Source organism: Campylobacter sp. CN_NE2 (assembly GCF_027797465.1).
Lineage (GTDB): Bacteria > Campylobacterota > Campylobacteria > Campylobacterales > Campylobacteraceae > Campylobacter_B.
On sequence record NZ_CP115608.1, the window covers coordinates 700,774 to 727,458 of the forward strand.

23 protein-coding genes are annotated in these 26,685 nt (G+C 35.5%); 15 read left to right on the top strand and 8 right to left on the bottom strand.

Going from position 1 to position 26,685, the window contains the following annotated elements; all coding sequences use genetic code 11:
• The first annotated feature begins 8 nt into the window (after nucleotides 1–8).
• The 8 genes from truB (at nucleotide 9) to PF028_RS03435 (ending at nucleotide 8,133) form a co-directional block, all read left to right on the top strand.
• Nucleotides 9–890, top strand: coding sequence for a tRNA pseudouridine(55) synthase TruB (gene truB / locus PF028_RS03400; RefSeq protein WP_270860362.1), 882 nt, complete (start codon nucleotides 9–11; stop codon nucleotides 888–890).
• A complete protein-coding gene (locus tag PF028_RS03405; RefSeq protein ID WP_270860363.1) occupies nucleotides 887–1,639 on the top strand; it encodes a 4-(cytidine 5'-diphospho)-2-C-methyl-D-erythritol kinase in 753 nt (250 codons plus the stop codon). Before truB ends, PF028_RS03405 begins: the two co-directional genes overlap by 4 nt.
• On the top strand, nucleotides 1,636–2,088 hold the full coding sequence (gene smpB, locus PF028_RS03410; RefSeq protein ID WP_270860364.1) for an SsrA-binding protein SmpB: 453 nt from the start codon (nucleotides 1,636–1,638) through the stop codon (nucleotides 2,086–2,088). The genes PF028_RS03405 and smpB overlap by 4 nt, the downstream gene beginning before the upstream one ends.
• 151 nt (nucleotides 2,089–2,239) lie before the next feature.
• Nucleotides 2,240–2,848, top strand: a complete 609-nt coding sequence (locus PF028_RS03415; RefSeq protein ID WP_270860365.1) for a TlpA family protein disulfide reductase — start codon at nucleotides 2,240–2,242, stop codon at nucleotides 2,846–2,848.
• A complete protein-coding gene (locus tag PF028_RS03420; RefSeq protein ID WP_270860366.1) occupies nucleotides 2,838–3,137 on the top strand; it encodes an ATP-dependent Clp protease adaptor ClpS in 300 nt (99 codons plus the stop codon). Before PF028_RS03415 ends, PF028_RS03420 begins: the two co-directional genes overlap by 11 nt.
• A gap of 3 nt (nucleotides 3,138–3,140) precedes the next feature.
• A complete protein-coding gene (locus tag PF028_RS03425) occupies nucleotides 3,141–5,657 on the top strand; it encodes an AAA family ATPase (RefSeq protein WP_270860367.1) in 2,517 nt (838 codons plus the stop codon).
• Nucleotides 5,657–6,310, top strand: a complete 654-nt coding sequence (gene aat / locus PF028_RS03430) for a leucyl/phenylalanyl-tRNA--protein transferase (protein ID WP_270860368.1) — start codon at nucleotides 5,657–5,659, stop codon at nucleotides 6,308–6,310. Before PF028_RS03425 ends, aat begins: the two co-directional genes overlap by 1 nt.
• Nucleotides 6,310–8,133 (top strand): peptidoglycan D,D-transpeptidase FtsI family protein, encoded by a 1,824-nt coding sequence (locus PF028_RS03435; protein WP_270860369.1) that lies wholly within the window; start codon nucleotides 6,310–6,312, stop codon nucleotides 8,131–8,133. The genes aat and PF028_RS03435 overlap by 1 nt, the downstream gene beginning before the upstream one ends.
• 31 nt (nucleotides 8,134–8,164) lie before the next feature.
• Here PF028_RS03435 and hemH read toward each other — a convergent pair whose 3' ends face one another.
• Nucleotides 8,165–9,139: a ferrochelatase gene (gene hemH / locus PF028_RS03440; protein ID WP_270860370.1), complete on the bottom strand. Its 975-nt coding sequence runs from the start codon at nucleotides 9,137–9,139 to the stop codon at nucleotides 8,165–8,167.
• Nucleotides 9,136–10,020 (bottom strand): Gfo/Idh/MocA family oxidoreductase, encoded by an 885-nt coding sequence (locus PF028_RS03445; protein ID WP_270860371.1) that lies wholly within the window; start codon nucleotides 10,018–10,020, stop codon nucleotides 9,136–9,138. Before PF028_RS03445 ends, hemH begins: the two co-directional genes overlap by 4 nt.
• A 47-nt stretch (nucleotides 10,021–10,067) precedes the next feature.
• On the opposite strand from PF028_RS03445, the gene PF028_RS03450 reads away from it, so the two are divergent.
• The 5 genes from PF028_RS03450 (at nucleotide 10,068) to PF028_RS03470 (ending at nucleotide 16,614) form a co-directional block, all read left to right on the top strand.
• A complete protein-coding gene (locus PF028_RS03450) occupies nucleotides 10,068–11,036 on the top strand; it encodes a VirK/YbjX family protein (protein WP_270860372.1) in 969 nt (322 codons plus the stop codon).
• Between the two features lie 80 nt (nucleotides 11,037–11,116).
• A complete protein-coding gene (gene alaS, locus PF028_RS03455; protein WP_270860373.1) occupies nucleotides 11,117–13,654 on the top strand; it encodes an alanine--tRNA ligase in 2,538 nt (845 codons plus the stop codon).
• 52 nt (nucleotides 13,655–13,706) lie between these two features.
• Nucleotides 13,707–14,192, top strand: coding sequence for a hypothetical protein (locus PF028_RS03460; RefSeq protein ID WP_270860374.1), 486 nt, complete (start codon nucleotides 13,707–13,709; stop codon nucleotides 14,190–14,192).
• Nucleotides 14,192–14,737, top strand: a complete 546-nt coding sequence (maf, locus tag PF028_RS03465) for a septum formation inhibitor Maf (RefSeq protein ID WP_270860429.1) — start codon at nucleotides 14,192–14,194, stop codon at nucleotides 14,735–14,737. Before PF028_RS03460 ends, maf begins: the two co-directional genes overlap by 1 nt.
• Nucleotides 14,731–16,614 (top strand): transglycosylase domain-containing protein, encoded by a 1,884-nt coding sequence (locus PF028_RS03470; protein ID WP_270860375.1) that lies wholly within the window; start codon nucleotides 14,731–14,733, stop codon nucleotides 16,612–16,614. The genes maf and PF028_RS03470 overlap by 7 nt, the downstream gene beginning before the upstream one ends.
• 78 nt (nucleotides 16,615–16,692) lie before the next feature.
• Here PF028_RS03470 and PF028_RS03475 read toward each other — a convergent pair whose 3' ends face one another.
• From PF028_RS03475 to PF028_RS03485, 3 genes are read right to left on the bottom strand one after another with little or no spacing between them, the layout of a single operon-like run.
• Nucleotides 16,693–17,961: a DNA polymerase Y family protein gene (locus PF028_RS03475; RefSeq protein ID WP_270860376.1), complete on the bottom strand. Its 1,269-nt coding sequence runs from the start codon at nucleotides 17,959–17,961 to the stop codon at nucleotides 16,693–16,695.
• Nucleotides 17,958–18,986 (bottom strand): 4-hydroxythreonine-4-phosphate dehydrogenase, encoded by a 1,029-nt coding sequence (gene pdxA / locus PF028_RS03480; protein ID WP_270860377.1) that lies wholly within the window; start codon nucleotides 18,984–18,986, stop codon nucleotides 17,958–17,960. The genes PF028_RS03475 and pdxA overlap by 4 nt, the downstream gene beginning before the upstream one ends.
• 15 nt (nucleotides 18,987–19,001) lie before the next feature.
• Entirely contained in the window at nucleotides 19,002–19,778 is a 777-nt protein-coding gene (locus PF028_RS03485) for a pyridoxine 5'-phosphate synthase (protein WP_270860378.1), read from the bottom strand.
• A gap of 57 nt (nucleotides 19,779–19,835) precedes the next feature.
• Here PF028_RS03485 and PF028_RS03490 point away from each other — a divergent pair, with 57 nt between their 5' ends.
• Nucleotides 19,836–20,717, top strand: a complete 882-nt coding sequence (locus PF028_RS03490; RefSeq protein WP_270860379.1) for a Ppx/GppA phosphatase family protein — start codon at nucleotides 19,836–19,838, stop codon at nucleotides 20,715–20,717.
• Nucleotides 20,718–20,836: 119 nt separating this feature from the next.
• On the opposite strand, the gene PF028_RS03495 is transcribed toward PF028_RS03490, so the two are convergent.
• Nucleotides 20,837–21,904 (bottom strand): DUF3137 domain-containing protein, encoded by a 1,068-nt coding sequence (locus PF028_RS03495; RefSeq protein WP_270860380.1) that lies wholly within the window; start codon nucleotides 21,902–21,904, stop codon nucleotides 20,837–20,839.
• A 156-nt stretch (nucleotides 21,905–22,060) separates the two neighbouring features.
• On the bottom strand, nucleotides 22,061–23,488 hold the full coding sequence (gene glnA / locus PF028_RS03500; RefSeq protein WP_270860381.1) for a type I glutamate--ammonia ligase: 1,428 nt from the start codon (nucleotides 23,486–23,488) through the stop codon (nucleotides 22,061–22,063).
• A 249-nt stretch (nucleotides 23,489–23,737) separates the two neighbouring features.
• Here glnA and yedE point away from each other — a divergent pair, with 249 nt between their 5' ends.
• Nucleotides 23,738–24,793, top strand: a complete 1,056-nt coding sequence (gene yedE, locus PF028_RS03505) for a YedE family putative selenium transporter (RefSeq protein WP_270860382.1) — start codon at nucleotides 23,738–23,740, stop codon at nucleotides 24,791–24,793.
• A gap of 39 nt (nucleotides 24,794–24,832) precedes the next feature.
• Here yedE and selB read toward each other — a convergent pair whose 3' ends face one another.
• A complete protein-coding gene (selB, locus tag PF028_RS03510) occupies nucleotides 24,833–26,683 on the bottom strand; it encodes a selenocysteine-specific translation elongation factor (protein ID WP_270860383.1) in 1,851 nt (616 codons plus the stop codon).
• Nucleotides 26,684–26,685: the final 2 nt, after the last annotated feature.

The window sequence follows — 26,685 nt, forward strand, 5'->3', positions numbered from 1 at the left end:
GCGTTGTTTTGGACGGCGAAAATTCTGTAAATTTAGCAAATTCGAAAAATTCGGCAAATTTAGGCGAAAATTCAAATAGACTTTTTGTCGCATATAAGCCAAGCGGTATTAGCTCAAATCAATTTTTAGGAAAATTAAAACGCAAATACGGCATTAAAAGTGCCGGTTTTAGTGGCACACTTGATCCTTTTGCAAGTGGTGTTTTGGTTGTGGCTTTTGGAAGCTTTACGCGTTTCTTTCGCTTTTTTAAAAAAGAACCAAAGGTTTATAGGGCGACTTTGTGGCTAGGGGCAAGTTGCATTAGCCAAGATAACGAAAATATCGATAATGTGGAAGTTTTAAGTAAATTTGACGAGAGTTTTTTAAAAGAACAAATTTCAAATTTAGTTGGCGAGATAACCTACACGCCGCCAAAATTTAGCGCAAAAAAAATTAACGGAAAAAGAGCTTACGAAATGGCACGAAACGGCGTGGAATTCGAGCTAAAAACGCAAAAAATGCAGGTTTTTTCGTGTGAAATTTTAAGCTATATGCACCCGTTTTTAACCTTTGAAATCGCCGTTAGCGAAGGCGGATATATCCGCTCTTTTGGGCAAATTTTAGCCAAAAATTTAGGCGTAAATGCGACACTTTCGGCGTTAGAGCGTTTAAGCGAAGGCGAGTTTAAATTCCAAAACGAAAAAGCCTTAAATCCGCTTATTTATCTAAATTTGAAAGAAAATTTTTATAACGGCGAAATTAACGATATAAAACTTGGCAAAAAATTAAATTCACACGATTTTAAATTTAGCGAATTTGGACGCTATATCGTGCATTTGGAAAATGAATTTGCTATTTTAGAATTTGACGAAAGTGGCGTAAAATATCTTTTAAACAAGGTTAGAGTTTGAAAAGTTTTGCAAAAATAAATGTATTTTTAAAAATCACCGGACTTAGGGGAAATTACCACGAACTGGCTTCTCGTTTTGTTTTGCTAGAAAATATTTATGATGAGATTGAATTTGTTAAATTTAACGGCGACGGAAATTTGCAAATTCGCTCAAACAAAGAGATTAAAGGCAAAAATATAATCGAAAAAGCTTACGATATGCTTTGCGAAGCAGGTTTTAAAAACGAGTTAAAAGAATTTTTTGCAAACCATTTTGTGAATTTAGAAAAAAATATCCCTATGGGTGGCGGTTTGGGTGGCGGTAGCTCAAACGGGGCTGCGTTTTTAAAAATGATAAACGAAAAAGCAAATTTAAAAATAAACAGCCAAAATTTAGCTAAAATCGGAGCTAAAATCGGTGCGGATGTGCCGTTTTTTTTAAGCGAATTTAAAGCTGCAAATGTCGCAGGAATCGGCGAAAAAATCACTGAATTCGATGATGAAGTTCCAAATTTTAAGCTTTCGCTTAAAAATATCTCTTGCGATACGGCAAAAGTTTATGGCGAATTTAGGGCAAATTTCTTAAAATTCGATACAAAATTTGCAAATTCGCTTTTAAATTTAAAAAGTTGCGATATTCTAAACGAGTTTGAAAATTATGAGTTAAACGACCTGCTTCGTCCGTGTTTGAGCTTGTATCCAAATTTGCAAATTTGCAAAGACGAGTTTTTAAGCGGAAGCGGAAGCTCGTGTTTTAAGGTGGCAAAATGAAAGAGTTAGCTAGAAATAAAAAAGCTTATCACGATTTTACGATTTTAGAAAAATTTGAAGCAGGAATCGTGCTAAAAGGTAGCGAAGTAAAGTCGCTTCGCGCCGGAAGAGCGAATTTAAAAGATAGCTTTTGCCGTGTGATTAAAGGTGAGCTTTTTTTGCTAAATGCGCACATTAGCTATTTGGAGACGACAAATTCGCACTTTCGTCCAAATGAACGAGCTGCGCGAAAACTTTTAATGCACCGAAAACAGATAGATAAGCTTCTTGGAAGCGTAACCAAAGAAGGGCTTACGCTCGTGGTTTTATCGCTTTATCTAAACGATAAAAATATCGTAAAAGCAAATATCGCTTTGGCAAAGGGTAAAAATTTGCACGACAAAAGGGAAGCCCTAAAACGCAAAGATGCCGACAGAGAAGCTAGAAGCGCAATGAAAAAGTATGTATAATTTTTAGTTGCAGAATTTACTCTGCAACTTGTCATTCTGAGCGTAGCGAAGAATCTCATAATAAATTGATGAAATTTTAGATTCTTCGCTACACTTTGTTTCGCTCAGAATGACAAAGTTTTTGTATAATAAAAAAATTAAAGGAAAAAATATGAAATTTATTAAATTTATTTTAGCAGTTGTTTTAAGTTTTTTTGTAGTTGGTTGTGGCGATGAACAAAAAAGTGTCGTAGAATCGGCTAAATTTGAGCCTTTTAAAACAGGCGAAAAAATCGTTTTAAAAAGCGTTGTCGGAAATGAAATCACGCTAGTTCGCACCGAAAAAGGCTTTAAGCTTGACGGAAGTAATAAAATTTTAATGCTTGATATTTTTGGCACTTACTGCGAACCGTGCAAAGCAGAAGCACCACACCTTATGGATTTTAGTATGAAAAATAGTGAAAATTTTATGCTTGTAGGGCTAATTCACTTTGAAAATATCACCGATAAAGAGATAATAGAAAATTTCGTAAAAAAATATAACGCTTATTATTTCATCGCGAATTCGCCTAGTAACGAACGCATTGTAAAGCAAATTCTAAGCGATATTGATTACAAAAGAGCCTTGTCTATTCCCTTTAAAGTGGTTTTTAAAGACGGAGTTTATCAAACTTTAACCGACATAAATGACAATGATCCAAAAGGTGTAAAATACTATCTAGGACAGGTTTCTACCGCCGTTATCACAAAAGATTTTGATAGGATTCAAAATGGCAACTAAGACCCAAATCAAAACCGAGATCAAAAAAGAGCCGTTTCGCCCGAAGTTTTATAAGGTTATTTTATTAAATGACGATGTTACGACGATGGATTTTGTCGTTGCTATTTTAGTTAAAATTTTTGAAAAATCAGTTCAAGATGCAGTAGATATAATGTTTAAAATTCATAAAACAGGAAGCGGGGTTGCTGGAATTTACATAAAAGAAATCGCAAAAACAAAGCAAAATGCTGTTATAAATGCAGCAAAAGAAGCAGGTTTTCCGCTACAATGCATATTAGAAGAGGAATAAATTATGGTTGATGAAGCACTTAAAAGGCATTTTTTTAACGCGATAGATTTGGCAAGAAATTACAAAAATGCATACTTTATTTTCGGACATTTACTAATCGAAATTTTGCAAAAAGATGAAGGCGTGCTTTGTATTTTTAACCATTTTACGAGATTTGACGGAAATATTACTAAATATTGGAAAATTGAAAAAGTTGAACTTGACGGAGTTATAAAAGATTTAAAAGACTATGTTACGCAATGTGCCGGAAATTTTACACCGGATTACACGACATTACACCAAGGAGAAGACGGCATATTTGTAACTGATTTAGAAGATTTGAAATTTGATAGTATTGAAGAATTTACCGAAACTATGTTGGAATGCTACATACCTAAATTTAGCGATGATATGGAAAATATAAAAAGATATTTAGACAACGGTATGTTTGTTTTAAATGCTTCCGATTTACTTTGTCGCACAATTTTTGCCAACAGAACCGGCAAAAATGTCGATATTAAGCCATTTGGAACCCTTTCGCTAGAAGATTATGTTATGATTTTTAAAAAAAATGGCATTACTAGGAAAGAATTTATTGCTACTTATGAGCGAATACCGCCACTTGAAACGCAAAATAAACAGACATATCTATACAATCCAAACCAAAACTATGAAGTAATGGAAGAATTTACAGATAATATATTTGATGACGAAAAAACACAGAATGAACAACAAGGCGCAATAAATCCAAATGAATATTTGATAAATTTAAACGAAAAGGCTAAAAAAGGCAAATTTGATAAGTTAATCGGACGCGAAAAAGAGACCGCAAAAATACTTCAAACACTTTGTCGTAGAAAGAAAAATAATCCTATGCTCCTTGGCGAAGCAGGTGTAGGAAAAACCGCTATCGTCGAAGGACTAGCTCTAAAATTAGTAGAAAATAAAGTCCCGGCAAAGCTGCAAGGCAAGGTTATTTACGCTCTTGATACGGGAGCGCTCATAGCAGGAACTACGCTAAGGGGAATGTTTGAAGAGCGAGCAAAAGCTGCGATTGATTGGCTAAAAAATCAAGATAACGCAATCGTTTTTATCGATGAAATTCACACCATAATGGGACTAGGAGATAGCGAGGGCGGCGCTAGTGATTTAGCTAGTATAATAAAACCCGCTCTTGCAAATGGCGAAATTTCTTGCATAGGCGCAACCACTTACGCTGAGTTTCGCAAATTTGAAAAAGACAAAGCCCTAATGCGACGCTTTTCAAAAGTCGATATTTCCGAACCTAGCATTGAAGAGAGTGTTGAAATTTTAAAAGGAGTTGCAGGGCATTATGAAGATTTTCACGCCGTTAAATTTAGCGATGAAATTTTGCATGAAGCTGTGGTTTTAGCAAAACGTTACATTAGCGATAAATTTTTACCAGATAGCGCGATTGATTTGATTGATGAAACGGGAGCTAGTTTTTGGATAAAAAATGAAAAACGGGTCGAAGTAAGCAAAGATGACCTTTTAAACACGCTTGGCGAAATCGCAAATATCTCAAATTTAGCTCAAAATGAAGATAATCAAACTTTGCTTTTAAATTTAGAAGCCAACATAAAAAAAGAAATTTTCGGGCAAGACGAAGCCGTTAAAAGCCTTTGCAAAGCGTTATTTCGCTCTTATGCAGGACTTAAAAATGACACCAGCCCAATCGGCGTGTTTTTATTTACCGGCAGTAGCGGCGTGGGCAAAACCGAACTTGCCAAAGTTTTAGCAAAAAATCTTGGCGTGTATTTTGATAGATACGATATGAGCGAATATATGGAAGAATACAGCGTCTCAAAGCTAATCGGCTCAGCGCCCGGATATGTCGGCTTTGAAAACGGCGGAATTTTAACAAATAGCGTTCGCAAACACCCTTATAGCGTGATTTTATTTGATGAAATCGAAAAAGCAAACAAAAATTTGATGAATATATTTTTAGGCATTTTTGATAACGCAACTCTAAGCGACAACACAGGGCAAAGTGCGGATTTTAAAAATACAATCATCATAATGACATCAAATTTAGGCACAAAAGAAGCCCCACAAATCGGCTTTCAAAAAGATGAAAGCTATAAAATCGATAACGCCGTCAAAAGCTTTTTTGCACCAGAATTTAGAAATCGCCTTGACAAAATCATAAATTTTAACCCACTAAATAACGAAATTTTAGAAAAAATCGTGGATAAAAGCGTGAGTGAATTGCAGAATAAACTAGAAAACATAACTATAAATTTAAGCAAAAACGCAAAAGAATTTTTGATAAAAAAAGGTTATAGTGCCGAATTTGGCGCAAGAAATTTAAAACGAGTGATAAATTCTGAAATTTCAGACAACCTAAGTAGCGAGATACTTTTTGGCAAACTCAAAAACGGCGGAGTTGTAAATGTTGAATTTGATGGTGAAAATTTGAAATTTGAATTTATAAATTTAAATTCGAAAAACAATAATTCACAAATTTCAAATTTAAAAAATTCAAACGAAAAATTTGAAAATTTTAAGATGAAAAAATAATGTTATATAAATTCCCTGACCCACGCCACGCACCCGATTTTGCACCGCTTTGTATGGGCGGTGATTTAAGCGTGGAGTGCCTAATAAGTGCGTATAAAAAGGGGATTTTTCCTTGGTTTATGGCGAACGAGCCCATTTTATGGTGGTCGCCAAACCCACGCGCTGTTTTATTTCCAAATGAAATCAAAATTCACAAAAGCATAAAGCCGTTTTTACGCAGATATTGCGTAAAATTTGATGTAAATTTTAAAAATTTAATAAATTTATGTAAAATTGAACGCCAAAAAGAAGGCTCATGGCTAAGCGATGAAATCGTAGAAGCCTATACAAATTTGGCCGATCTTGGCATAGCTCATAGCGTGGAAGTCTATGAAAATGACGAGCTTATCGGCGGACTTTACGGGCTGATTTTTGGAAAAGTTTTTTGTGGCGAAAGTATGATTAGCATGAAACCAAACGCCTCAAAAGTCGCTTTAATCAGGCTTTGCGAAGTTTTAGATAAATTTGGCTTTTTGATTGATTGTCAAGTTTTCAACGATCATTTGAAATTTATGGGTGCAAAAGAGATTTCGCGAGATAATTTCTTGCAAATGTTTGCGAATTTATCGGCACAAAATAGCGGTTTTAGCAAATTTAAGGATTTAATAAAATAATGAAAAACAAGAAAAAAGATACAAAAATAAGCTCAATTTTTATTATTTTTATTTTTGCACCTATTTTGTTAGCTATATTTTTGGGCGCCGTGTATCACTGGGCAAATACCGATAGAAAGCTGCCTAGACTTCACACCGTAGAGACAAACAGCGCAATCCGTGGCGCAATCATCACACAAGATGAATATATCGTATCAAATTCAACCAAACTTTATAAAGTAAGTATTGATTCAAGAAGCATTGACAAGCACAAACTTGATCTTTTTGTTAAACTTTACTGCATTTACACAGGCGATAGCGAAAAAAGAGTAAAAGCAAGTATCAAAGAAGCTATGAAAGATGAAAAAGGAACGATTGTTTTATCATACAACATAGATGCCAAAACTGCCGTTCATCTAAAAGAGCTATCAAGAAAACTAAATTTGAAAAAAGTTTTTATATCTTTTAAAAGCCCAAACGGCAAATCAAATCCGCCGATTCGTATGAGCGTAACTCAAAGTGGCGAAAAACGCACATATTCAGCAGAAAATTCACTAACTCCGATAATCGGTTATATCAAAAAAAATGAAGTAAATGGCATCACAAGGGTAAGCGGCGTAAAGGGCGTGGAAAAATTTTATGAATACTACCTAAATCCCGTAAATGACGAGATGATAAAAGGCTCTCGCGACATCGGCGGAAATATAATTTTAGAAAAAACTAGCAAAAAAAGCGTTCGCACAGACGGATACAACCTGCACATCAGTATCCCTTTAAGACTTCAAAAAACGATAGAAACAATGGTTGATGAACGCGCCAAAGCCTATGATGCAAAAGAGATTGTCGTAGGGATAATGAACTCAAAAACAGGGCAAATTCTCTCTTTGGTGACAAATGCAAGATACAATCCAAACGAAATAAGAAAAAAAGATTTTTCAAATTTAAATTTAAGTGCTACCGAGTATGCCTATGAAACGGGCTCTATCATAAAACCGCTTGTTTGGTCTGTGGCTTATGAGGCCGGAAAAGTCAAACCAAAAGATATAATAAACACACATAACGGCGCATACAAACTTGCTAGTAGAACCATAAAAGATACCCACCCGGCAGCTTCAATGAGCGCAACAGAAGTTATAATGCATTCTTCAAATATCGGCATGATAGAAATTTCAAAAAATTTAGAAGCAAATTTATTGCGTGAAGGTTTGCTAAAATTTGGACTAGCCCAACCAACAGGTATTGATTTACCTTACGAGCAAAAGGGAAATTTGCCTAATACCCGCACTTTGGCAAATCCGACAAATAAGGCCGTTTTGAGCTACGGATACGGCTTTCAAGCCACTTTTATTCAGATGTTAAGTGCTTACAGCGTATTTAATAACGACGGAATAATGCTTCAACCAAAAATTTTGCAAAATTTAGAGCTTAACGGAAAATTTTATAAAACAAGCCAAAGCGAAGCAAAAAGCGTCATAAGCAAAGAAGCAGCAGATATAATGAAAGAAATTTTAATCCAAACGGTCGAAAACGGCACAGGGAAAAAAGCTAGAACTGCTGGTCTAGAAGTAGGCGGCAAAACAGGAACGGCTAGAATCGCCAAAAAAGGAGTTTATGTCGAAGCGTATAATAGCTCGTTTTTTGGTTTTGCAAATGATGAAAAAAATAGCTACACAATCGGCGTTTTTGTTAGAGAGCCAAAACAAGGCAGTTTTTATGCCGCACAAAACGCCTTGCCTGTTTTTAAAAAAGTAGTTGATATTTTGGTAGAAAACGGCTATCTAACGCCAAATAGCGAAGAAAAAGTCGTCATCAAAGATGAAAAATTAGACGAGATTAAGGATTAAAAATTTTTAGAGCAAATTTAAAAACTCTACCCTATTTTGCGTAATCCAAAATAAATTTAGCAAACTCGTCGCTATCGTTTGGACAACGGCAAACTTCGTAATACTCAAATCCTTTTTCTTGTGCTAACTCTTTATATAAAATGCTAAGTTCGAAGTCAGTTTCAGAGTTATCCACACAAAATGCAATCGGAAAAATAAGCGCTTTTTTGCCACTTAAATTTTCCAAAACTTCTGCCGTATTTGGTCCAAGCCACTTTACAGGTCCCAAACGGGATTGATACGCTAAAATAATCTCTTTAAATTTAATGCCGTTTTGTTCGAGTAAATTTGATAAAATTTGCGCGTGTTCTTTCATTTGCGCTTCGTAAGGATCGCCATTATCGATGATTTTTTGTGGAAGTGAGTGAGCCGAAAAAATCAAAGAAATCTGCGAAATTTCATCTTTGTTTAAATTTGCAATTTTTTCTTTAATTAAATTTAAAATAATCTCATTATATTGCCCGTTTTGATAGAAAATATCCAAAATTTTATAATTTTTTATGCCGTGTTTTTTTAGGGCGATTTCGGTGCTTTCCAAGCTCGATTTAACCGTCGTTTGCGAATAATGCGGATACAGCGGAAGCAAAAAAATCTCATCAAATTTGGCATATTTTTGCACCACTTCATCGGCAAAAGGCGGAGTATAATTCATAATAAAATCGACGCAAATTTGCTCGTTAGCAAATTTTCTAGTTTTTTCACACAAAGATTTTGTAATATCATTTATAGGCGATTTTCCGCCAAGTTTGATATAGTTTTGCGTTGCCGAATTTGTTCGCATTTTTGTTATCAAATTTGCTAAAATTTTTCGCAAAAAATCCAACTTTACGCTCAAAATATAAGGATCGTTAAACATATTTTTTAAAAAAACACTAACTTCGCTTAAATCATTTGGTCCGCCCATATTCAAAAGCAAAATAACTTTTTTAGCCAAATTTTGGCTAGAATTTTTATTATCGTAACTCATTGTAAAATTTCTCTTATTTTTATGGATTCATCGATACTTGCAAGGCGTTTTAGCATACCGCCACTACAAAATTCGGCAAATTCTTTATATCCGTTTCTACAACAATAATCTTCATTATCAACTTTTAGATTTATATTGCCGCTTGGAGCGATTTTATGAAGAGTGAAATTTAAAAGATCTGCTATATAAACACCGCTACTTGTGGATATTTGTATCGTATGTCGCAATGTCGGATAAACATTTGAACAAACAAAAGTTAGCAAAATATCATTTTTACTTTTGCCAAGAGCCGAAAGTGCGATTATCTCTTTGCTGTTTGGGGCAGTTACGGTTTTGCTAGAAAATGACGAAATCTCGCTACCACACAAAATTCTTGCTAAATCAAGCTCTTTTAAAAGTAAATTTTGCATTATATCGCAACTATTTTCACTATTTTTGCCGTTTATGAAATTCATAGTATAAATTTGATCGCCTTTTGAAAACTCCCGTAATAACGAATTTATAGTTGCATTAAATCTATTTTTATAAAAAATCGCTAAATTTGTATCGTTATTGGCAAGGCTATATCTTATCTCTCTACTTTCTTCAAGATTTAGAGCAAGAGGTGCGTCTATAAGGATATTTTGAACATATTTTGAAGCTTTTAAAATAAGATTTTTATGATTTTTTTGCGAACTTGTGATAACAACAGCTTGCGGTTTAGCTTTATCAAAAAGCTCTTCTAAATCTCTATAAAGTTCTACTTTACCGAAATTTTCGTTACTTTTTTCATCATAAATTCCTACTAATTCAAAAAAATCGCTTCTTCGTAATTCGCTAAAATGCTTGTGCCCAAGCTCACTCATACCGATAATCGCAATCTTTTTCTTCTCAGAAAACATAAACGAACCTTAAAAATTTAATTAATCGTCGCCATTATAGCAAATATATGCTGAAAGTTATTTTTCAGTTATTTTTTATCCAAAATTTATATATTTTCAAAAATATTTTAGATAAAATTACGCCAAATTTCAAATTTAAGAGGTCTTTCGTTTTGTTTAAATTTCCGTCTTTTAAGCAAATGTATAAAGATGAAATCCGCACATTAAAGCGATTTCGTCAGTATTTTCGTTATCATCTTGCGACAAATATATGCAAAAACGAGATTAAAGAATTTGAAAATTTTATAAATAAAAATCCTATTTGGGAAAAATTATTTAGCTCGAATTTTTACCGCGCAAATACGATTTTATACAGATACTGCGACAATCGACTAAACGAAAAAGAACGCCTAGAAATGATAATTCAAAATTTCAATTTAGCAAAAACTTTTTTAGGCGAAAAAAAACTTAATGAACTGCTAGAAAAAAAGAAAATTTTGCTTTTTAAATTTGACGAAAATTTGTTTCTTTATCTAAATATAAACAATATCGACCCGCTAGAAGGTTTTTTTTCGATAAATATACAAACCGAAGATGAAAAAATTTATGATGCTTCGTTTAGCTTTATTACCCCAAATTCGCTTTTGATCTCTTCTATGCAGGGCTCAAACGAACCAAACACGCCGGATCTCATCAAACAAGCCACAAAACAAATGCATGGAATTCGCCCAGCTTTTATGATTGTTAATGTTTTTAAGATGATTTGCGAGATTAAAAATTTTTCGCTACTTGGAATTCCAAAAGAAAATCAAGCCAAATTTAGGCGAAACGATCACTCGCGATTACTTTTTGATTATGATGAATTTTGGCGTGAAAACGGCGGGAAATTTGGCGAAAAATACTACGAAATTCCGCTTAATATCGAACGAAAAAGTTTAGAAGAAATTCAAAGCAAAAAACGCTCAATGTATAAAAAACGCTTTGAAATGCTAGATATTGTTAAAAATTCTTTACAAATTTATTTTCAAAATCTATAAATTTGCAAAAATTCAGAAGTTTTAAACAAAATTTTGGATAAAATCAACCCTTAAATTTACGAAATTTTAGGAAAACAAAAATGGATATTAGACAAGCCTATTTGGATTTTTTTGCTTCAAAAGGTCATGAGATTATCGCTTCATCACCCTTAGTGCCTGATGATGCGACACTTTTATTTACAAACGCAGGAATGGTGCCGTTTAAAAGCATTTTCACAGGTGCGGTGCCACGCCCAAATCCGCCGATTCGCACTAGTTGTCAAACCTGCATAAGAGCAGGCGGCAAACACAACGACTTAGACAATGTCGGCTACACAGCACGCCACCACACATTTTTTGAAATGCTTGGAAATTTCAGCTTTGGCGAATATTTCAAAAAAGAAGCAATTGCGTATGCGTGGGAGTTTGTAACCGAAATTTTAAAACTTCCAAAAGAAAAACTCTATGTTACGGTTCATACAAGCGACGATGAAGCGTATGAGATTTGGCAGCAACATATCTCAAAAGAGCGAATTTATCGCTTTGGCGATAAAGATAACTTTTGGGCTATGGGCGATACGGGACCTTGTGGGCCGTGTAGCGAGATTTTTTACGATCAAGGGCAAGAGCATTTTAGTGGCGAAGAAGACTATATGGGCGGAGACGGCGATCGATTTTTAGAAATTTGGAATTTAGTTTTTATGCAATACGAACGATCAATTGACGGCAAACTAACCCCGCTTCCAAAGCCATCAATCGACACGGGCATGGGCTTGGAGCGCGTTGTAGCGATAAAAGAAGGCAAATTTAGCAATTACGATAGTTCGCTTTTTATGCCAATTATTGGCGAAGTTGCAAAATTATGTGGCAAAACTTATGTTTATGAAAGCGGAGCAAGTTACCGAGTAATCGCAGATCATATAAGATCGGTTTCGTTTTTATTGGCTCAGGGCGTAAATTTTGACAAAGAAGGCAGAGGCTATGTTTTACGCAGGATTCTCCGCAGAGCCGTCAGACACGGATATTTGCTAGGCATAAAAGAGCCGTTTATGCACAAACTTGTGGAAGTATTGTGCGAAGTCATGGGCGGACATTATAGCTATTTAAACGAGAAAAAAGAAAATATAAAAGAGCTAATCAAACTTGAAGAAGAACGCTTTTTTGCGACTATTTCGGCAGGTCTAAATTTATTCAACGACGAACTAGAAAAAACAAAAGATATTTTTAGCGGCGAAGTTGCGTTTAAATTATACGATACTTACGGCTTTCCGCTTGATCTGACTGCTGATATGTTGCGTGAAAAAAATATCAAAATCGATGAGAAAAAATTTGACGAACTTATGAGCGAACAACGCCAAAGAGCCAAAGCCGCATGGAAAGGAAGTGGCGATAAAGCCACTGCTATCGGCGATTTTAAGGCTTTGCTTGAAAAATTTGGCGAAAATGAGTTTATCGGATATGAATTTACGCAAAGCAAAAGCAAAATTTTAGCCATTTTAAACGATGAATTTAAAGAAATTTCAGAATTAAAAGCAGGAAATATCGGCTGGATTTTACTTGATAAAACTCCATTTTACGCTACAAGCGGTGGTCAATGCAACGACACAGGCGTGATAAATAAAACTAGTAGCGTTTTAGATACGCAAAAGTTTTTTGGGCTAAATTTAAGCCAAGTTGAAGCTAGTTTGGATTTGAAAATCGGCGATGAAGTGGAGTGCGAAGTAAGTAGCGAGCGAAGCGAAATCGCAAGACACCATAGTGCGACTCACCTACTTCATTTAGGACTTCGCACAATTTTGGGCGATATGGTAAGTCAAGCAGGAAGCCTTGTGGAAGCCACTCGTTTGCGATTTGACTTTACATATCCAAAGGCGATGAGTAGCGAACAAATCGAAAAAGTAGAAAATTTTGTAAATGATCAAATCTCTCGCGCAAATTCCACAAAAACCGATATTATGAATATTGATGATGCCAAAAATAGCGGTGCTGTGGCACTTTTTGGCGAAAAATATGCCGATAATGTCCGAGTGGTAAGCATAGGCGATAGCAAAGAGCTTTGTGGCGGGACACATGTCAAAAATACAGGCGAAATCGGAAGCTTTTTTATCGTAAAAGAAAGTGGCGTAAGCGCAGGAGTGCGTAGAATCGAAGCTATTTGCTCAAAATCTGCGTTAAATTATGCTAAAAATTTACGTTTGCAACTTGCACAAATAAATGAAAATCTCAAAACAAATGAACCGATAGCGGCGATTAAAAAGCTAAAAGACGAGATAAAATCACTAAAAACCGAGCTTAGCAAAGCTAGTAGCAATAAAGCTATCGAATTAAACGAAATTAATGGCGTAAAAGTCGCAATCAGCGAATTTGACGGCGATATAAAAGCCAAAATCGACGAGCTAAAAAATCAAAATGAAAAAATCATCGCCCTATTTTTCAAACCAGAAAACGAAAAAGTCCAAATCGCTTGTGGCGTAAAAGGTGCAAACGCAAAAGCAGGAGAAATCGTCAAAGAAGTAGCAAAAATTCTTGGCGGCGGAGGCGGCGGTAGAGATGACTTTGCCACAGCCGGCGGAAAAGATATAAGCAAAATCAGCCAAGCGATTGCATTTGCAAATGAATTTATAAAGGCGAAAATTTGATGATAAAACAAACAAATTCGAAAAGTAAAATTTGCAAATTTAGGAGCGAAATTTGAACGAATTTGGTTTTGCAAGGGCAACACAAATTTTGCCCTTACTTCACATTTTGGCAGTTATTTTTTTTATAAATGCTCAAATTTGCTGTGTTTATATCATTAGAATTTACAAAAAAAGCGAAAATATTTGCGAAAACTGCGATAAAATAAAGTCGCATTTTAGCAGATACGAACGCTTTTTTTTGTTATATTTTGCCGTTATTATCATTAGCGGTTATCTTATTTCTATCGGAAATGACTATAAATTTGCAGATCCTATGATAACAGGCATCATAACGACACTTTGGGCTGCTTCGATGTTTATTTTGCTAAATTTTGTCTATATTCACTACAAAATTTTATCGTTTCAAAAGGCGGTTTTGGCTAAAAACGAAATCGAAGCAAACGAGCATTTAATCATAATTTTAAAATATTTTATTCCGCTAAATATCGCAATATCGCTGATTTGCGTTTATTTAGGCGTTACTATAAGTGAGTTTTGATGATTTATCTAGCTTCATCTTCACCCACAAGAGCGCTTATTTTGAAAAATCACGGCATTAAATTTGAGCAAATTTGCACTAAATTTGATGAAAGTGGCATTGATTTTAGCGACCCTTATACCTATGCTTATAAAGTGGCAAATGCAAAAAAAGAGCAATTTTTTAAAATTTACAAAGATATTGACAGAGTGCTTTTTGCCGACAGCTCGGTCGTGGTAAATAACCAAATTTTTGGTAAAGCTAGTAGTGATGATGAGGCTTATACTATGCTAAAAGCACAAAGCGATAACTTTTCAAGCGTTGTTACGGCGATGATTTTTGTTTCAAAAAAGATAAATTTTGTAAATTCAGCTATTACAACATATAAATTTGCTAAATTTAGCGATGATGATTTGCGTGAATACATCGCAAAAAAAGATTATGTCGGCAAAGCAGGAGCTATGACGATAGAAGGTTTTAATAAAAAATATATCATCTCTCAAAGTGGTCTAACCAGCACTGCTATGGGACTAAGCGTTGAAATTTTAAAGAGGTATTTATGGTAAGAGTTTTATTTAGCTTTTTGACACTTTGCATTTTTGCAGCAGGTGGAGTTTTTTTATATTTTTATTCGCAAGTTAGAATAGAATCTAACAGCATTATCGAATATAAACCAAAATTAACCACTAGAATTTACGATAGAAACGGAAATTTAGTCGCAAATATTTTTGATGAAGAAAACAGAGTTTTTGTTAAATATGAAGATATTCCGGGTCGTATCATCGAAGCACTTGTAGCTATCGAAGATACTGCATTTTTCGAGCATGACGGGATAAATTTAGAAGCTATTTTTAGGGCTTTGGTAAAAGATATAAAGGCTATGGCATTTGTCGAAGGTGCTTCTACCATAACTCAACAACTTATCAAAAATATGATTTTAACGAGTGAAAAAAAGATAGATCGAAAAATCAAAGAGATGATTATGGCATTAAAAATCGAAAATGCACTCACCAAAGAGCAAATTTTGGAAAGGTATTTTAATGAAGTATATTTTGGACACCAATACTACGGCATAAAAACCGCCGCTATGGGTTATTTCAAAAAAGAATTAGACGAGCTAAGCTTAAAAGAAACGGCGATTTTGGTTGGTTTGCCAAAAGCTCCAAGCCAGTTTGATCCTACGCGCAATCTAAATTTGTCATTAAGCCGTGCAAACAATGTCGTATCTAGAATGTATGAACTTGGCTGGATAAATAAAGGCGAATATGAAATCGCAATGGCAGAAACTCCTGCCATTTATAACGAAACACTAACGCAAAATAAAGCCCCTTATGTCGTCGATGAAGTCGTCAAAGAAGCTACAAAAATTTTTCCAGATATAAAAACAGGCGGTTATACGATCGAAACTAGCGTGGATTTAAAAACTCAAAGCTTAGCAGAAGAGGCTCTTTCGTTTGGCTACAACGAAATTTTAAAACGAGATAAAGACGCAAATGCTAGTAATGTAAATGGCGCTATAATCGTTACAAATCCAACCAACGGCGAAATTTTAGCTCTCGTTGGCGGGGTTGATTACTCTAAAAGCAACTTTAACAGAGCCACACAATCAAAACGCCAAACGGGATCTAGTTTTAAGCCATTTATCTATCAAATCGCCCTTGATATGGGATATTCGACTATGAGCGAAATTCCAGATGTCGCAAGAGAATTTGATGACGGAAGCAACAAATCATGGACGCCAAAGAATTTTGATAAAACTTTTACAGGCTACATAACCTTAAAAGAAGCCTTGCAAAAATCGCGAAATCTCGCTTCAATCAACCTTTTACACGCAATCGGACTTCAAAGAGCATTAAATAAATTAAACGAATTTGGATTTAAAGATGTCCCGCCTGCGCTTTCAATCGCGGTTGGAAGCTATGGTATTTCGCCGCTTGAATATTCTAGTATTTATTCTGTTTTTGCAGGACTTGGAGTTAGCACAAAGTCTAAATTTATAAACTCAATCACAGATAAAAACGGCAAAACGCTTGTTTTCCAACCTCAACGAAAACGCATTTTACAGCCTGAACAAGCCTATCTTATGACAACACTTATGAAAAATATCGTAAGTGCTGGAACCGGCACAAGAGCGCGCGTAAAAGGCATAGAAATCGCGGGTAAAACAGGCACTTCAAATGATAGCATTGATGTTTGGTTTTGCGGCTTTACGCCTGAAATTCAAGCGATTGTTTGGTATGGAAATGACGATTATAAGCCTATGCGAAGTGTTGAGCAAGGCGGACGAACGGCTGCACCTGTGTTTGCTAAATTTTTAGAAAGCTATATCGAAGAATACCCGCAAACAAAACGCACATTTAGCGTTCCAAGCGGAGTTTATACGCGTAATTACGCAGGAAAAAGCGAATATTACACGCGCACTTCGCCCTTGCCAAATGAATAGCCGGTTATCGTCCCGGAAAATGCACCTGAATTATAAAAAATTGAATTTGCAAAATTTGCAAATTCGATTTCCAAATATCTAAATCTCTGTTGCTTTTTTTAGTTTATCTAGTCCAAATTTTTCCCAAATTTTATTGATTGTTTTATCAAGTTTATGTTGTTTTTTATCTTCATTTAAGGAAAAAAGCGAATTTTCACACTCTTTTCCGTCTTTGAAATTCGTCAAATTTAGGCTAATATGAATAATCTCAAAATCCTTATGAATATCGCAATTCTCAAAAAGCTCTGCCATAACTTCGCTTAGCAAATTTAAAGAAAAATCCCTATCTAGCGTTTTTCTTTTAGAACTCTCGGCTCTTGTTCGGTAGCGAATTTTTAGCTCATAGCTTGTCGGATTTAGTCCTAAATTTAGTGTATCGTGTGTCAAATGGCGACACATTATCAAAACTTTTCGTTTTATCTCGTCTCTGTTTGCACATGGCGAAAATGTCCGTCCAAAGCCGATACTCTTGCGTTTGCTAGTTATTTCGACTTTATCATCTGCTTCGCCGCTTAATCTTGCAAAAAGTTTTTCGCCGTTTTTGCCGAGTTTTTCAAAAATTTCTTTATGTTTTAATGCATCGCCGATAGTGAAAATAGCGTATTTTTCAAGCGTTTTTTGTGTAGATTTACCAATTCCTGCAAATTTAGAAATTTCAACGCTTTTTAGCTCATTTTTAATGTCGCAAATCTGGCGAATTCCAAATGGTTTTGCCAAATCTGTTGCAAGTTTTGCGATAAATTTAGCTTTGCAAATTCCGATACTGCACGGCAAATTTAATCTTTTTAAAACTTCGCTTTGCAAAAATTTAGCAAATTCAAACGGATTTTCATCAAATTTCGTCCCTTTTAAATCCAAAAAAAACTCATCAATGCTAAATCTTTCAATGCTTGGCGTAAAAGTATATAAAAATTTATAAAGCGAGTTTGAAAGCTCAGAGTAAAATCTATGGTCACTAGGCACAAGCGTTAAATCAGGACAAAGCTCCAATGCCGTTTTTACGGGCATTGCAGATTTGACGCCAAATTTTCTTGCTTCATAACTTGCGCTTAAAATCACGCCTTTTTGTGAATTTGGTTGATTTTTTTGCAAATTTGATTGATTTTGCGAATTCAGACTATTTTGCAAATTTGATTGATTTTGCGAATTTGGATTTTTTAACAAATTTGAATTTTTTTGCGAATTTACTTCATCAAAAATAGTCCCATTTCCGCCACCCACGACGGCGACTTTTTTGCCGTTTAGGCTAGGATTTTTTATCCTAGCCGCCGCGACAAAAAAGCAATCCAAATCAATATGTAAAATCATTTTTTGGTTTCTAAATTTTTACCAAATTTAACACTTGCAAATTCAAGTGCCGATTTAACGGCATTTATATAGCTTTTTGTTTCTGCAACGCCCTTGTAGGCGATGTCATACGCCGTGCCGTGATCTACGCTTGTGCGGACTATCGGCAAATTTAGGCTTACATTTATGCTCTCATCAAAATATAACGCTTTTAAAGGCGCAAGTCCCGCGTCATGGTTCATCGCAACAAGCCTGTTGCAGTTTTTTAGCGAGATAGGGTTAAATGCGACATCGGGCACCAAAGGTCCAAAGAAAACTTCTTTTTTCAAAGCCAAATTTGCCAAATTTATCGCCTTTTTTATCTGCTTTTCTTCGCTTCCGCCGATGACGCCGTTATCACTAGCATGTGGGTTAAAGCCCAAAACGCCGACACGAGAAAAACCTGAACTTTTATGCAAATTTTGCAAAAATTCGCTCAAAGGCTTTGATTTTATTTTTTTGCTGACCTTGCTAAGTGCGATATGATCGGTAAAAAGTGCGACAAAAAGCTTTTCGCAACCTAGCATCATAATCGCCTTTTTTTTGAAAAAATCACTTAAAACTTCGGTATGACCGACATATTTAATTTTAGCTTTCTTCCACGCTTCTTTATTTACAGGTAGCGTTACGACCGCGACGGCTTTTTTGGCAGCGACGAAATTTAGGGCATTTACAAAGGATAAAAACGAAAATTTACCGCTTTTTTTGCCGACTTTTCCGGGACGAATTTCAAAACTCTCACCAACGCTTACACACTTAAAATCCTTTGGAACACTCAAATTTAGCAAATTTGCGCCCTGCTTTAAAAGCTCTCCGCCAATAAAATAAATTGGCTCACAGATTTTGCAAATTTGCTCGTGCGATTTTATGGCGATTTCAAGCCCTACTCCGTTTATATCACCGATACTAACGGCGATTTTGGGTTTATTTTCGGCACTTTTTTCGCCTGAATTTTGATTTTCTTTTACGCTTTGGTGTTGCAAATTTTTTCTATTTTTTTTACCCATTTTTACGCCTTAAATTTATAAATTTATTAGCTCTTTCATTTCTTTAATAGCATTTTTAAGCCCGACAAAAACGGCTCTTGCAACGATACTTTGCCCGATATTTAGCTCAAAAATTTCTGAATTTTTAATGACGGCTGAGACATTTTGATAGTTTAGCCCATGCCCTGCTGCAACGGCTAGTCCAAGCCCCTTTGCATAGGCACTTGTGTGTCGAATTCGCGTGATTTCATCTTTTAGCATTGCGCTTAGTTTTTCCTGCGGTTTGTCAAATTCTTTCACAGCGTAGCAGGTTTTGGCTAAATTCGAATTTAGCATTGCAAACATATTCGAATACGCCCCCGTGTGAAGCTCGACGAATTTCGCCCCAAGTTTTGCGCTTAAATCGATATTTTCTCTACTTGGATCGATAAAAAGCGAAACGGCAATCCCGCTGTCTTGAAGCTTTTCGATAGCATTTTTTACACCTTCGTTTTCTAAATTTAACCCCCCTTCGGTTGTCAGCTCTTCCCTTTTTTCAGGCACGAGCGTGGCGCGAGATGGTTTAAATTTGCAAACTAAGTCGATTATCTCTTCATCTATCGAACACTCCAAATTTACAGGCACTTTCGAGTGAGCGATAATGTCTTTTGCATCGTTTTCGTTGATATGACGGCGATCTTCTCGCAAATGGATTGTGATTTGATCGGCTCCTGCTGAAATAGCTTCATACATTGCAAATAAAATGTCAGGGTCATTTACTCTTCTAGCTTCCCTTAAAACAGCGATATGGTCGATATTTACGCCAAGTAACATTTTCTCTCCTTAGAATTTTTTGGTAAAATTATAGCTAAATTTAGCAAAGGAAAAAATATGATTTTTGGGATTGACCTTGGTTCAAATACCTTGCGTGGCGTTTTGATGAACAAAAATGGCAAAATCCTTAAAAGCGCCGAATTTATCGTAGGAAGTGCTAGAAATTTGCAAGCTGGTGGCGACCTTGACATTGACGCGATTTTACGCATAAAATCGGCATTAAAAAAAATGGATAAAATTTTTGATTTTAAATCGTGTGAAAATTCCGTGTGCGTGGCGACAGAAGCCTTTCGTATGGCAAAAAATTCGGCTGAATTTTTTGATGAAATTTGGCGTGAATTTGGCGTAGAATTTAAAATCATAGACGGAGATGATGAAGCGAAATTTGTGCGTTTGGGGATTTTAAATCGTTTAAAACTTTTAAATTTAAATGCGAAAAATCCGCTTTGTATCGATCTTGGCGGGGCTAGCACCGAGATTTCAAATAATGAACGCTCAAAAAGTTTTAAATTTGGCATTGTGAGATTTTGTAACGAATTTAGCGAATTTAACGATAAAATTAAAAATGCAAATTTGATTGTGAGCGAAGCTAGAAATTTTATAAATTCGCTTAAATTTGATAAAATCGTGCTGACTTCGGGAGTGCCGACGACGATGGTTGCTCTGCGAAAAAATCTCTCGTATGAAAGCTATCAAAGCGATTTGATTAATGGCGAGAATTTGGAGTTTGGCGAATTTGATTTTTGGCTTGAAAGGATTTTAAATTTTAGCGACAAAGAAGCCATTTTGAAGCTTGGCGAAAATCGAAAAGATTTGATGATTGCGGGGATTATGCTTTTAAAATCGCTTTTGCAGGATTTTGCGAAAACCGAATTTATCGTAGTTGATGACGGACTTAGAGAAGGAATTTGTATTGAGTTTATTAATAAGTTGAAATGAGCCTAGCTTTTCCGTGTGGCAAACACCGATAGACAAAACAAGTCTTATCTTGTGTTTGCCACACGAAAAATCGTCGGCATTCGGTTTTTAAATTTGCAATAGTTTGCAAATTTAAAATTTTAAATTTTCCAAATTCTTGTGTTTAAATTTAGCGTTTTTATGATTGATAAAAACTGCGAAAGTTCCAGTTTTATGGTAAATGCAGGGTTTGCGTGTAAAACGCTTTTATCGATGTCTGGCTCGAAATTATCTTTTCCTGTATCTAAAAATATATAAATTTTATCTCCCACAAAACTAACGCTGATTGGGAAATTTAGTCGTCTTTTTAAATCCAAAAGTCGCTTCATAAAAGCAGGACTTAAAATATACATTGCATTTTGCACATCATCGCAATAAACATTAAAAGTAGCGTTAAATTTGGTGTCGTCCATTGTGATTTGTTTTAGTTTTTTGGTATTATCACAAACAGCGTCCTTTGATACGACAAAGGTTGTAGATTTAATATTTTTATTAAAAGTTGCGTGAAAAAATATACCATAAATTGCATAATTTTTAATATTATCAACAAGCAAAATATCCGTAAATGTAAATTTCACGCCGTCAAAATTGCCCCAAATTTTATCATCGCCGTTTTTTGTATAGTCATAATCAAAATTTATATCTTCTCTAAATAATTTGCTATGCTTTATATACATTGATTCTAACCTGCCATTAGGCGAGTATTTGTAACCAAGACTCGATATATACGGTGTCAAAGCTTGATTTTTGAATTCTATTTTATATTTTTTTGCTTTTTTTATTTTTATTTCTTTTACAATCAATTTATAAGCAAAAAACATAGAAAAACTTATCAAAAAAAGAGTTCCAATAAAACCAAGCGTTTTATATTTTTCAACGAAATTTATCAAAAAAAAGACAGGAAGCATTATCGCAAATCTAGCAAAAACATCATATTTGATTTGCGGAATTTTTTCCATTTCAAATATTTCGTATATTGAAAGAAATATCGGCATTAAGCAGATGGCAATAATATAAATCATACTTATATCTAAATCGTAGCCAGAATAATAAAAAGCCAAAAATGATGAAATTGGGATAAAAAAAGTAGATAGCATAGCCAAAGGCTTTGCTTTATCAACTTCTTTTAAAATCCCAAGTCGCAAATTTTCTAACTCGTTAATATTCAAATTTTCTCACTTTAAATTTTTAATTTCGTAAATTTGAACTGCAAATGCCGACGATTTTGCGTGTTTTCGAGCACGAATAAGCGAGACTGCACTTGCTGTGCGTCGAGCTTAATGAGTGCGACGAATCACGCAAAAGCTAGGCTCAGTTAAACACGCCTAACAAGAATAACAAGTAGCAAATTCAAACGGCGTCGGTCTGCACTCATACGGCCACACCTGCGTTTCAAATTTAAAATGTTGATAAGTTTGTATAAATTCGTCAGTCATAATCGGCTTCAAGTAAGCATTATCGCGAATGACCGCTTCAAGCGAACCACGCAAAGTGTGCGGAAGCTGCTCTATACCACGCTCTCTAATTTCGTCCAAATGAAGCTTAAACAAATCTTCATCCATTGGTCCGACCGGTTCAAATTTATTTTTTATACCATCGATCCCTGCCATTAACATAGCTGCAAACGCTAAATATGGACAAGCTGTGCTATCAGGGAAGCGCATTTCAGCCCTAACTGATTTTTCGCCGCTTCCGTAAGGGATACGGATAGAAGCTGAGCGATTTTGGCTCGAATAAGTTAAAATGCTTGGCGCTTCAAAGCCCGGAATCAAGCGTTTGTATGAGTTTGTGCTTGGGTTTGTAAAAGCGGCAACGCTTCTAGCGTGTTTTAAAACGCCGCCGATATACCATCTAGCTTCATCGCTTAAATTCGCGTAACCGCCCTTGCCGTAAAATATATTTTTGCCGTTTTTCCAGATTGATTGATGCACATGCATACCGCTTCCGTTTTCGCCGTAAAGCGGTTTTGGCATGAAAGTAGCCGTTTTGCCGTTTAGGTGAGCGACCATTTTTACGACATATTTGTAAATTTGCACATTATCGGCTGCTTCGACCAAAGTGCCAAATTTCACGCCGATTTCGCCCTGACCTTGACCTACTTCGTGGTGGCAAATGAAAGTTTCCAAGCCAACTTGCTCTAAAACTTGAAGCATTTCAGCCCTTAAATCAACCATAGTATCAATCGGCGCAACAGGGAAATAACCGCCTTTTATGCCAGGGCGATGACCCGAGTTAAAGCCGTCTTTGTATTTTTTACCACTATTCCATGAGCCTTCTTCCGTATCGACATCATACATAGCGCAGTTCATACTATCGACGATTTTAACATCGTCAAATACGAAAAATTCGTTCTCTGCGCCAAAATAGCAGGTATCACCTAGACCTGTTGTTTTTAAGAAAGCTTCTGCTTTTTTTGCTATCGATCTAGGGCATTTTTCGTAAAGTTCGTTTTTGTAAATGTCATAAACATCGCAAATCACCACAGCCGTAACATCAGCTGTAAATGGGTCTAAGAAAGTCGTATCGACATCAGGCTTTAACATCATATCTGATTTATCGATCGGCTGCCACGCATCGACGCTACTGCCGTCAAATGGAATTCCGTCTGCAAAATTTCTATCAAGTCTTTTGTAGTTATAAGACATGTGGTGCCAAGTGCCTTTTAAATCCGTAAATCTAAAATCCACAAACGCAACTTCGTGTTCATCGCAAAATTTGAAAAATTCATCAACACCGCTAACAAATTTACCCATTTTTTTATCTCCTTGTGATTTTTAAAAAAATAAAATTTAAGGATTTTAGTATTTTTCGCATTAAGATTTGATAAAAATGCAAATTTAACCTAAATTTGGGCTTTTTAAAAGAAAATTTTCTGCCTAATAAAAATATATAAATTTGCTAAATTTAAAGCCGGAATTTAGCAAATTTAAAAAATTTTTTTGCTAGAATTTCGCTCGTTTTTTAGAATCCCGTGTGGATTATTACGAAATTTAGGAAATTTTATGTCTAAACTTACATTAAATATCATCTCAGGCGTTTGTCTGGGGCTTTTTGGTGCCGTTTTGGTTTATTTTGGAAATCCTGCAAATATGGGCGTTTGCGCTGCTTGTTTTTTGCGTGATACGGTCGGAGCGCTTGGCTTTCATAGGGCTGCAATTGTGCAGTATGTCCGCCCTGAAATCATCGGTTTGATTATCGGCGGATTTATCGCTTCTTTATTTGCAAAAGAATACAAACCAACTAGCGGTTCATCGCCGTTTGTGCGATTTTTCTTAGGAATTTTTGCTATGATTGGGGCTTTGGTGTTTTTGGGTTGTCCGTGGCGTGCGTTTTTACGACTAGGCGGTGGCGATATGACGGCACTTCTTGGCGTTTTAGGACTTTTTGCTGGTGTGCTTTGTGGTAGATTTTTTAAATCAAAAGGTTATGCGCTTGAAGAAGTAAAAAGCGTAAATAAGGCAATTTCAGCCCTACCTTTAATCATCGCTATTTTGCTTTTATGTGCTTTGATTTTTGGGCTTAAACTTGGCGAAAATGCGCCTTTGTTTAGCTCGACTGATGGTCCGGGTTCAAAACACGCAAATATCTTTATCTCGCTTGGACTAGCAATCATCATAGGCATCGCTATGCAACGCTCAAAATTCTGCTCAGTCGGAGCTTTGAGCCGAATTTTGGATAAAGATTTTACTATGTTTTTTGGTATAGTTGCAGTCGTAGCAAGTGCAACTATCGCAAATTTGGCATTTTCTCAATACAACTTCGGCTTTGAAAATCAACCAATCGCTCACAATCAAATGCTTTGGAATTTCCTTGGCATGGCACTTTCTGGCTTTTGTTTTTCGTTAGCTGAGGGTTGTCCTGGAAAACACCTAATCCAAACAGGTGCAGGAAATTTAAGCTCAGCCATTTTTGTCATGGGCATGGCGTGTGGTGCAGCCATAGCACATAACTTTTTACTAGCAAGTTCGGCAAAAGGCATAACGCCTTACGCACCTTATGCTCTTGCTTTGGGCTTTATTTTCTGTGTTTTTGTAGGGCTTAAACAACGAAAAGCTTAACAAATTTTGGCGTTAAATTTAGTTCAAATTTAACGCCGATTATTTTTTCAAAAATCTTTTATTTTCGATATTTTCAATATCGCCAAATTTATCCAAATATTCAAGGTAACAAACGGCAAATTTACGGCTTAATCCAAAATGATTTTTTACACTTGCGACATCGATAAATCCGTCATTTTTAATCATTTCATAAAACTTTTTTACAACCAAATCAAGGTTAAATGAAGTTATAAAAAGATTATGCTCTAAGCGAATAACCTTTTTTGCCTTTGTAAGTTTTTTTAGCGCACTATCGCCACTACTGCGATCGATTTCAAGCTCGTCATAAATGTTATACGGCGCAAGCGGCGCAATGCCACCTTTTTGCAAAATTTCAAAAATTCGATTTTCTAAATTTTGCGACAACTGCTCGTAATCAATCCCGTTTTTGATATAAACCCCGCCAAATTTAGCAATAATACCGTCATTTGCTAACTCATTTAGCGCAAAATTTGCCAAATTTTCACTTGCCCAAGGAAGTTTTAAAGCGATACTTGCGCCGGAAAATACGGCAAGATTGTTTTTAGAAATAATAAATTTAACAAATTCTTTTATGTCGCTAATAGCCCCTAAATCATAAACGCAAAAATTCTCTTCGTCCAAAAAAACGCCTTTTAAATTTCGTGCTATTTGCAGGGCAGCTTCACACGAAATTCCAAATCTTTGATAAGACGAATAAAGCCCAAATCCGTGTTTATGAAATGAGCTTAAAATTTTAAATGCTTCCAAAAAATCACCATTTAAAAGCGATTTTAAAAGAGAGAGTTTTGGCTCTTTTTTTAATGGTTCGCTAACTGAGTTTAAGATGGTTCCGCCACCACACAAACGGGAATTTTTAAGCACAACAAAAGGCTCATCAAACATCAAAAACACAGGTTTTTCAAATTTAAAAGAAACAATTTTTGGGGTTGAAAAATCAAAATTTTCTTCAAATTTGGCTTTATTATCTTTTAAAATCAAACATTTTGCCGAAATTTGCTTTGAACCTACGCAAAATAGGACATTTTCGTTATGCGAAATATCACCAAAAAATTTGCAATCAATGCTATTAAATCCCCTAAAAAAACCTTTTTTAGTTAAAATTTGCCCGGATTTTAGCCTAGCTTTATCTGCACCGCTTAAATTTAGCGCTACTCTATTTGGAGAGGTTGCAAATTCGGCATTTTCATCGTGAATTTGGATATTTTTGACGCCGTAAATTTCGTCCAAATCGCAGTTATAAATCTTATCGTTTTTTGCGATTTGACCACTGATTAAGCTCCCAGTTACGATAGTTCCTGCCCCGTCAATAGAAAAAACCCTATCGATATAATAACGAAAAATTCCATCGGCATTTCTTGGTTTTGGATTTAGTGTAAAAAGGTAGTTTTTTAGCTCATTTATGCTGTTTTGATCTTTTATACTTAGAAAAAATGAGTTCAAAATTTGCAAATTTGAGAAATTTTTGATGAAATTTTCGCACTCTTTTAAAACTTCATTTGCTCGTGCAGTATCGCATAAATCGCACTTTGTGATACACAAAATAATGCTTTTAATACTAAGAAGCGACAAAATCGCAATATGCTCTTTACTCTGTGGCATAAGTCCGTCATCACAACTTACAACAAGCATACAAACATCAAAACCATACGCCCCGCTAATCATCGTTTTAACGAGATTTTCATGACCCGGAACATCGATAAATGCGATATTGTTTTCGCCACCCTTTAAATTTGAAAAACTTAAATTTATGGTAATGCCCCGTTCTTTTTCATCTTGCAGTTCGTCGCCTTCAAAGCCGTTTAACGCCCTTATTAACGCTGTTTTTCCGTGATCTATGTGTCCAGAGGTGCCTATTATAACAGTTTGCAATG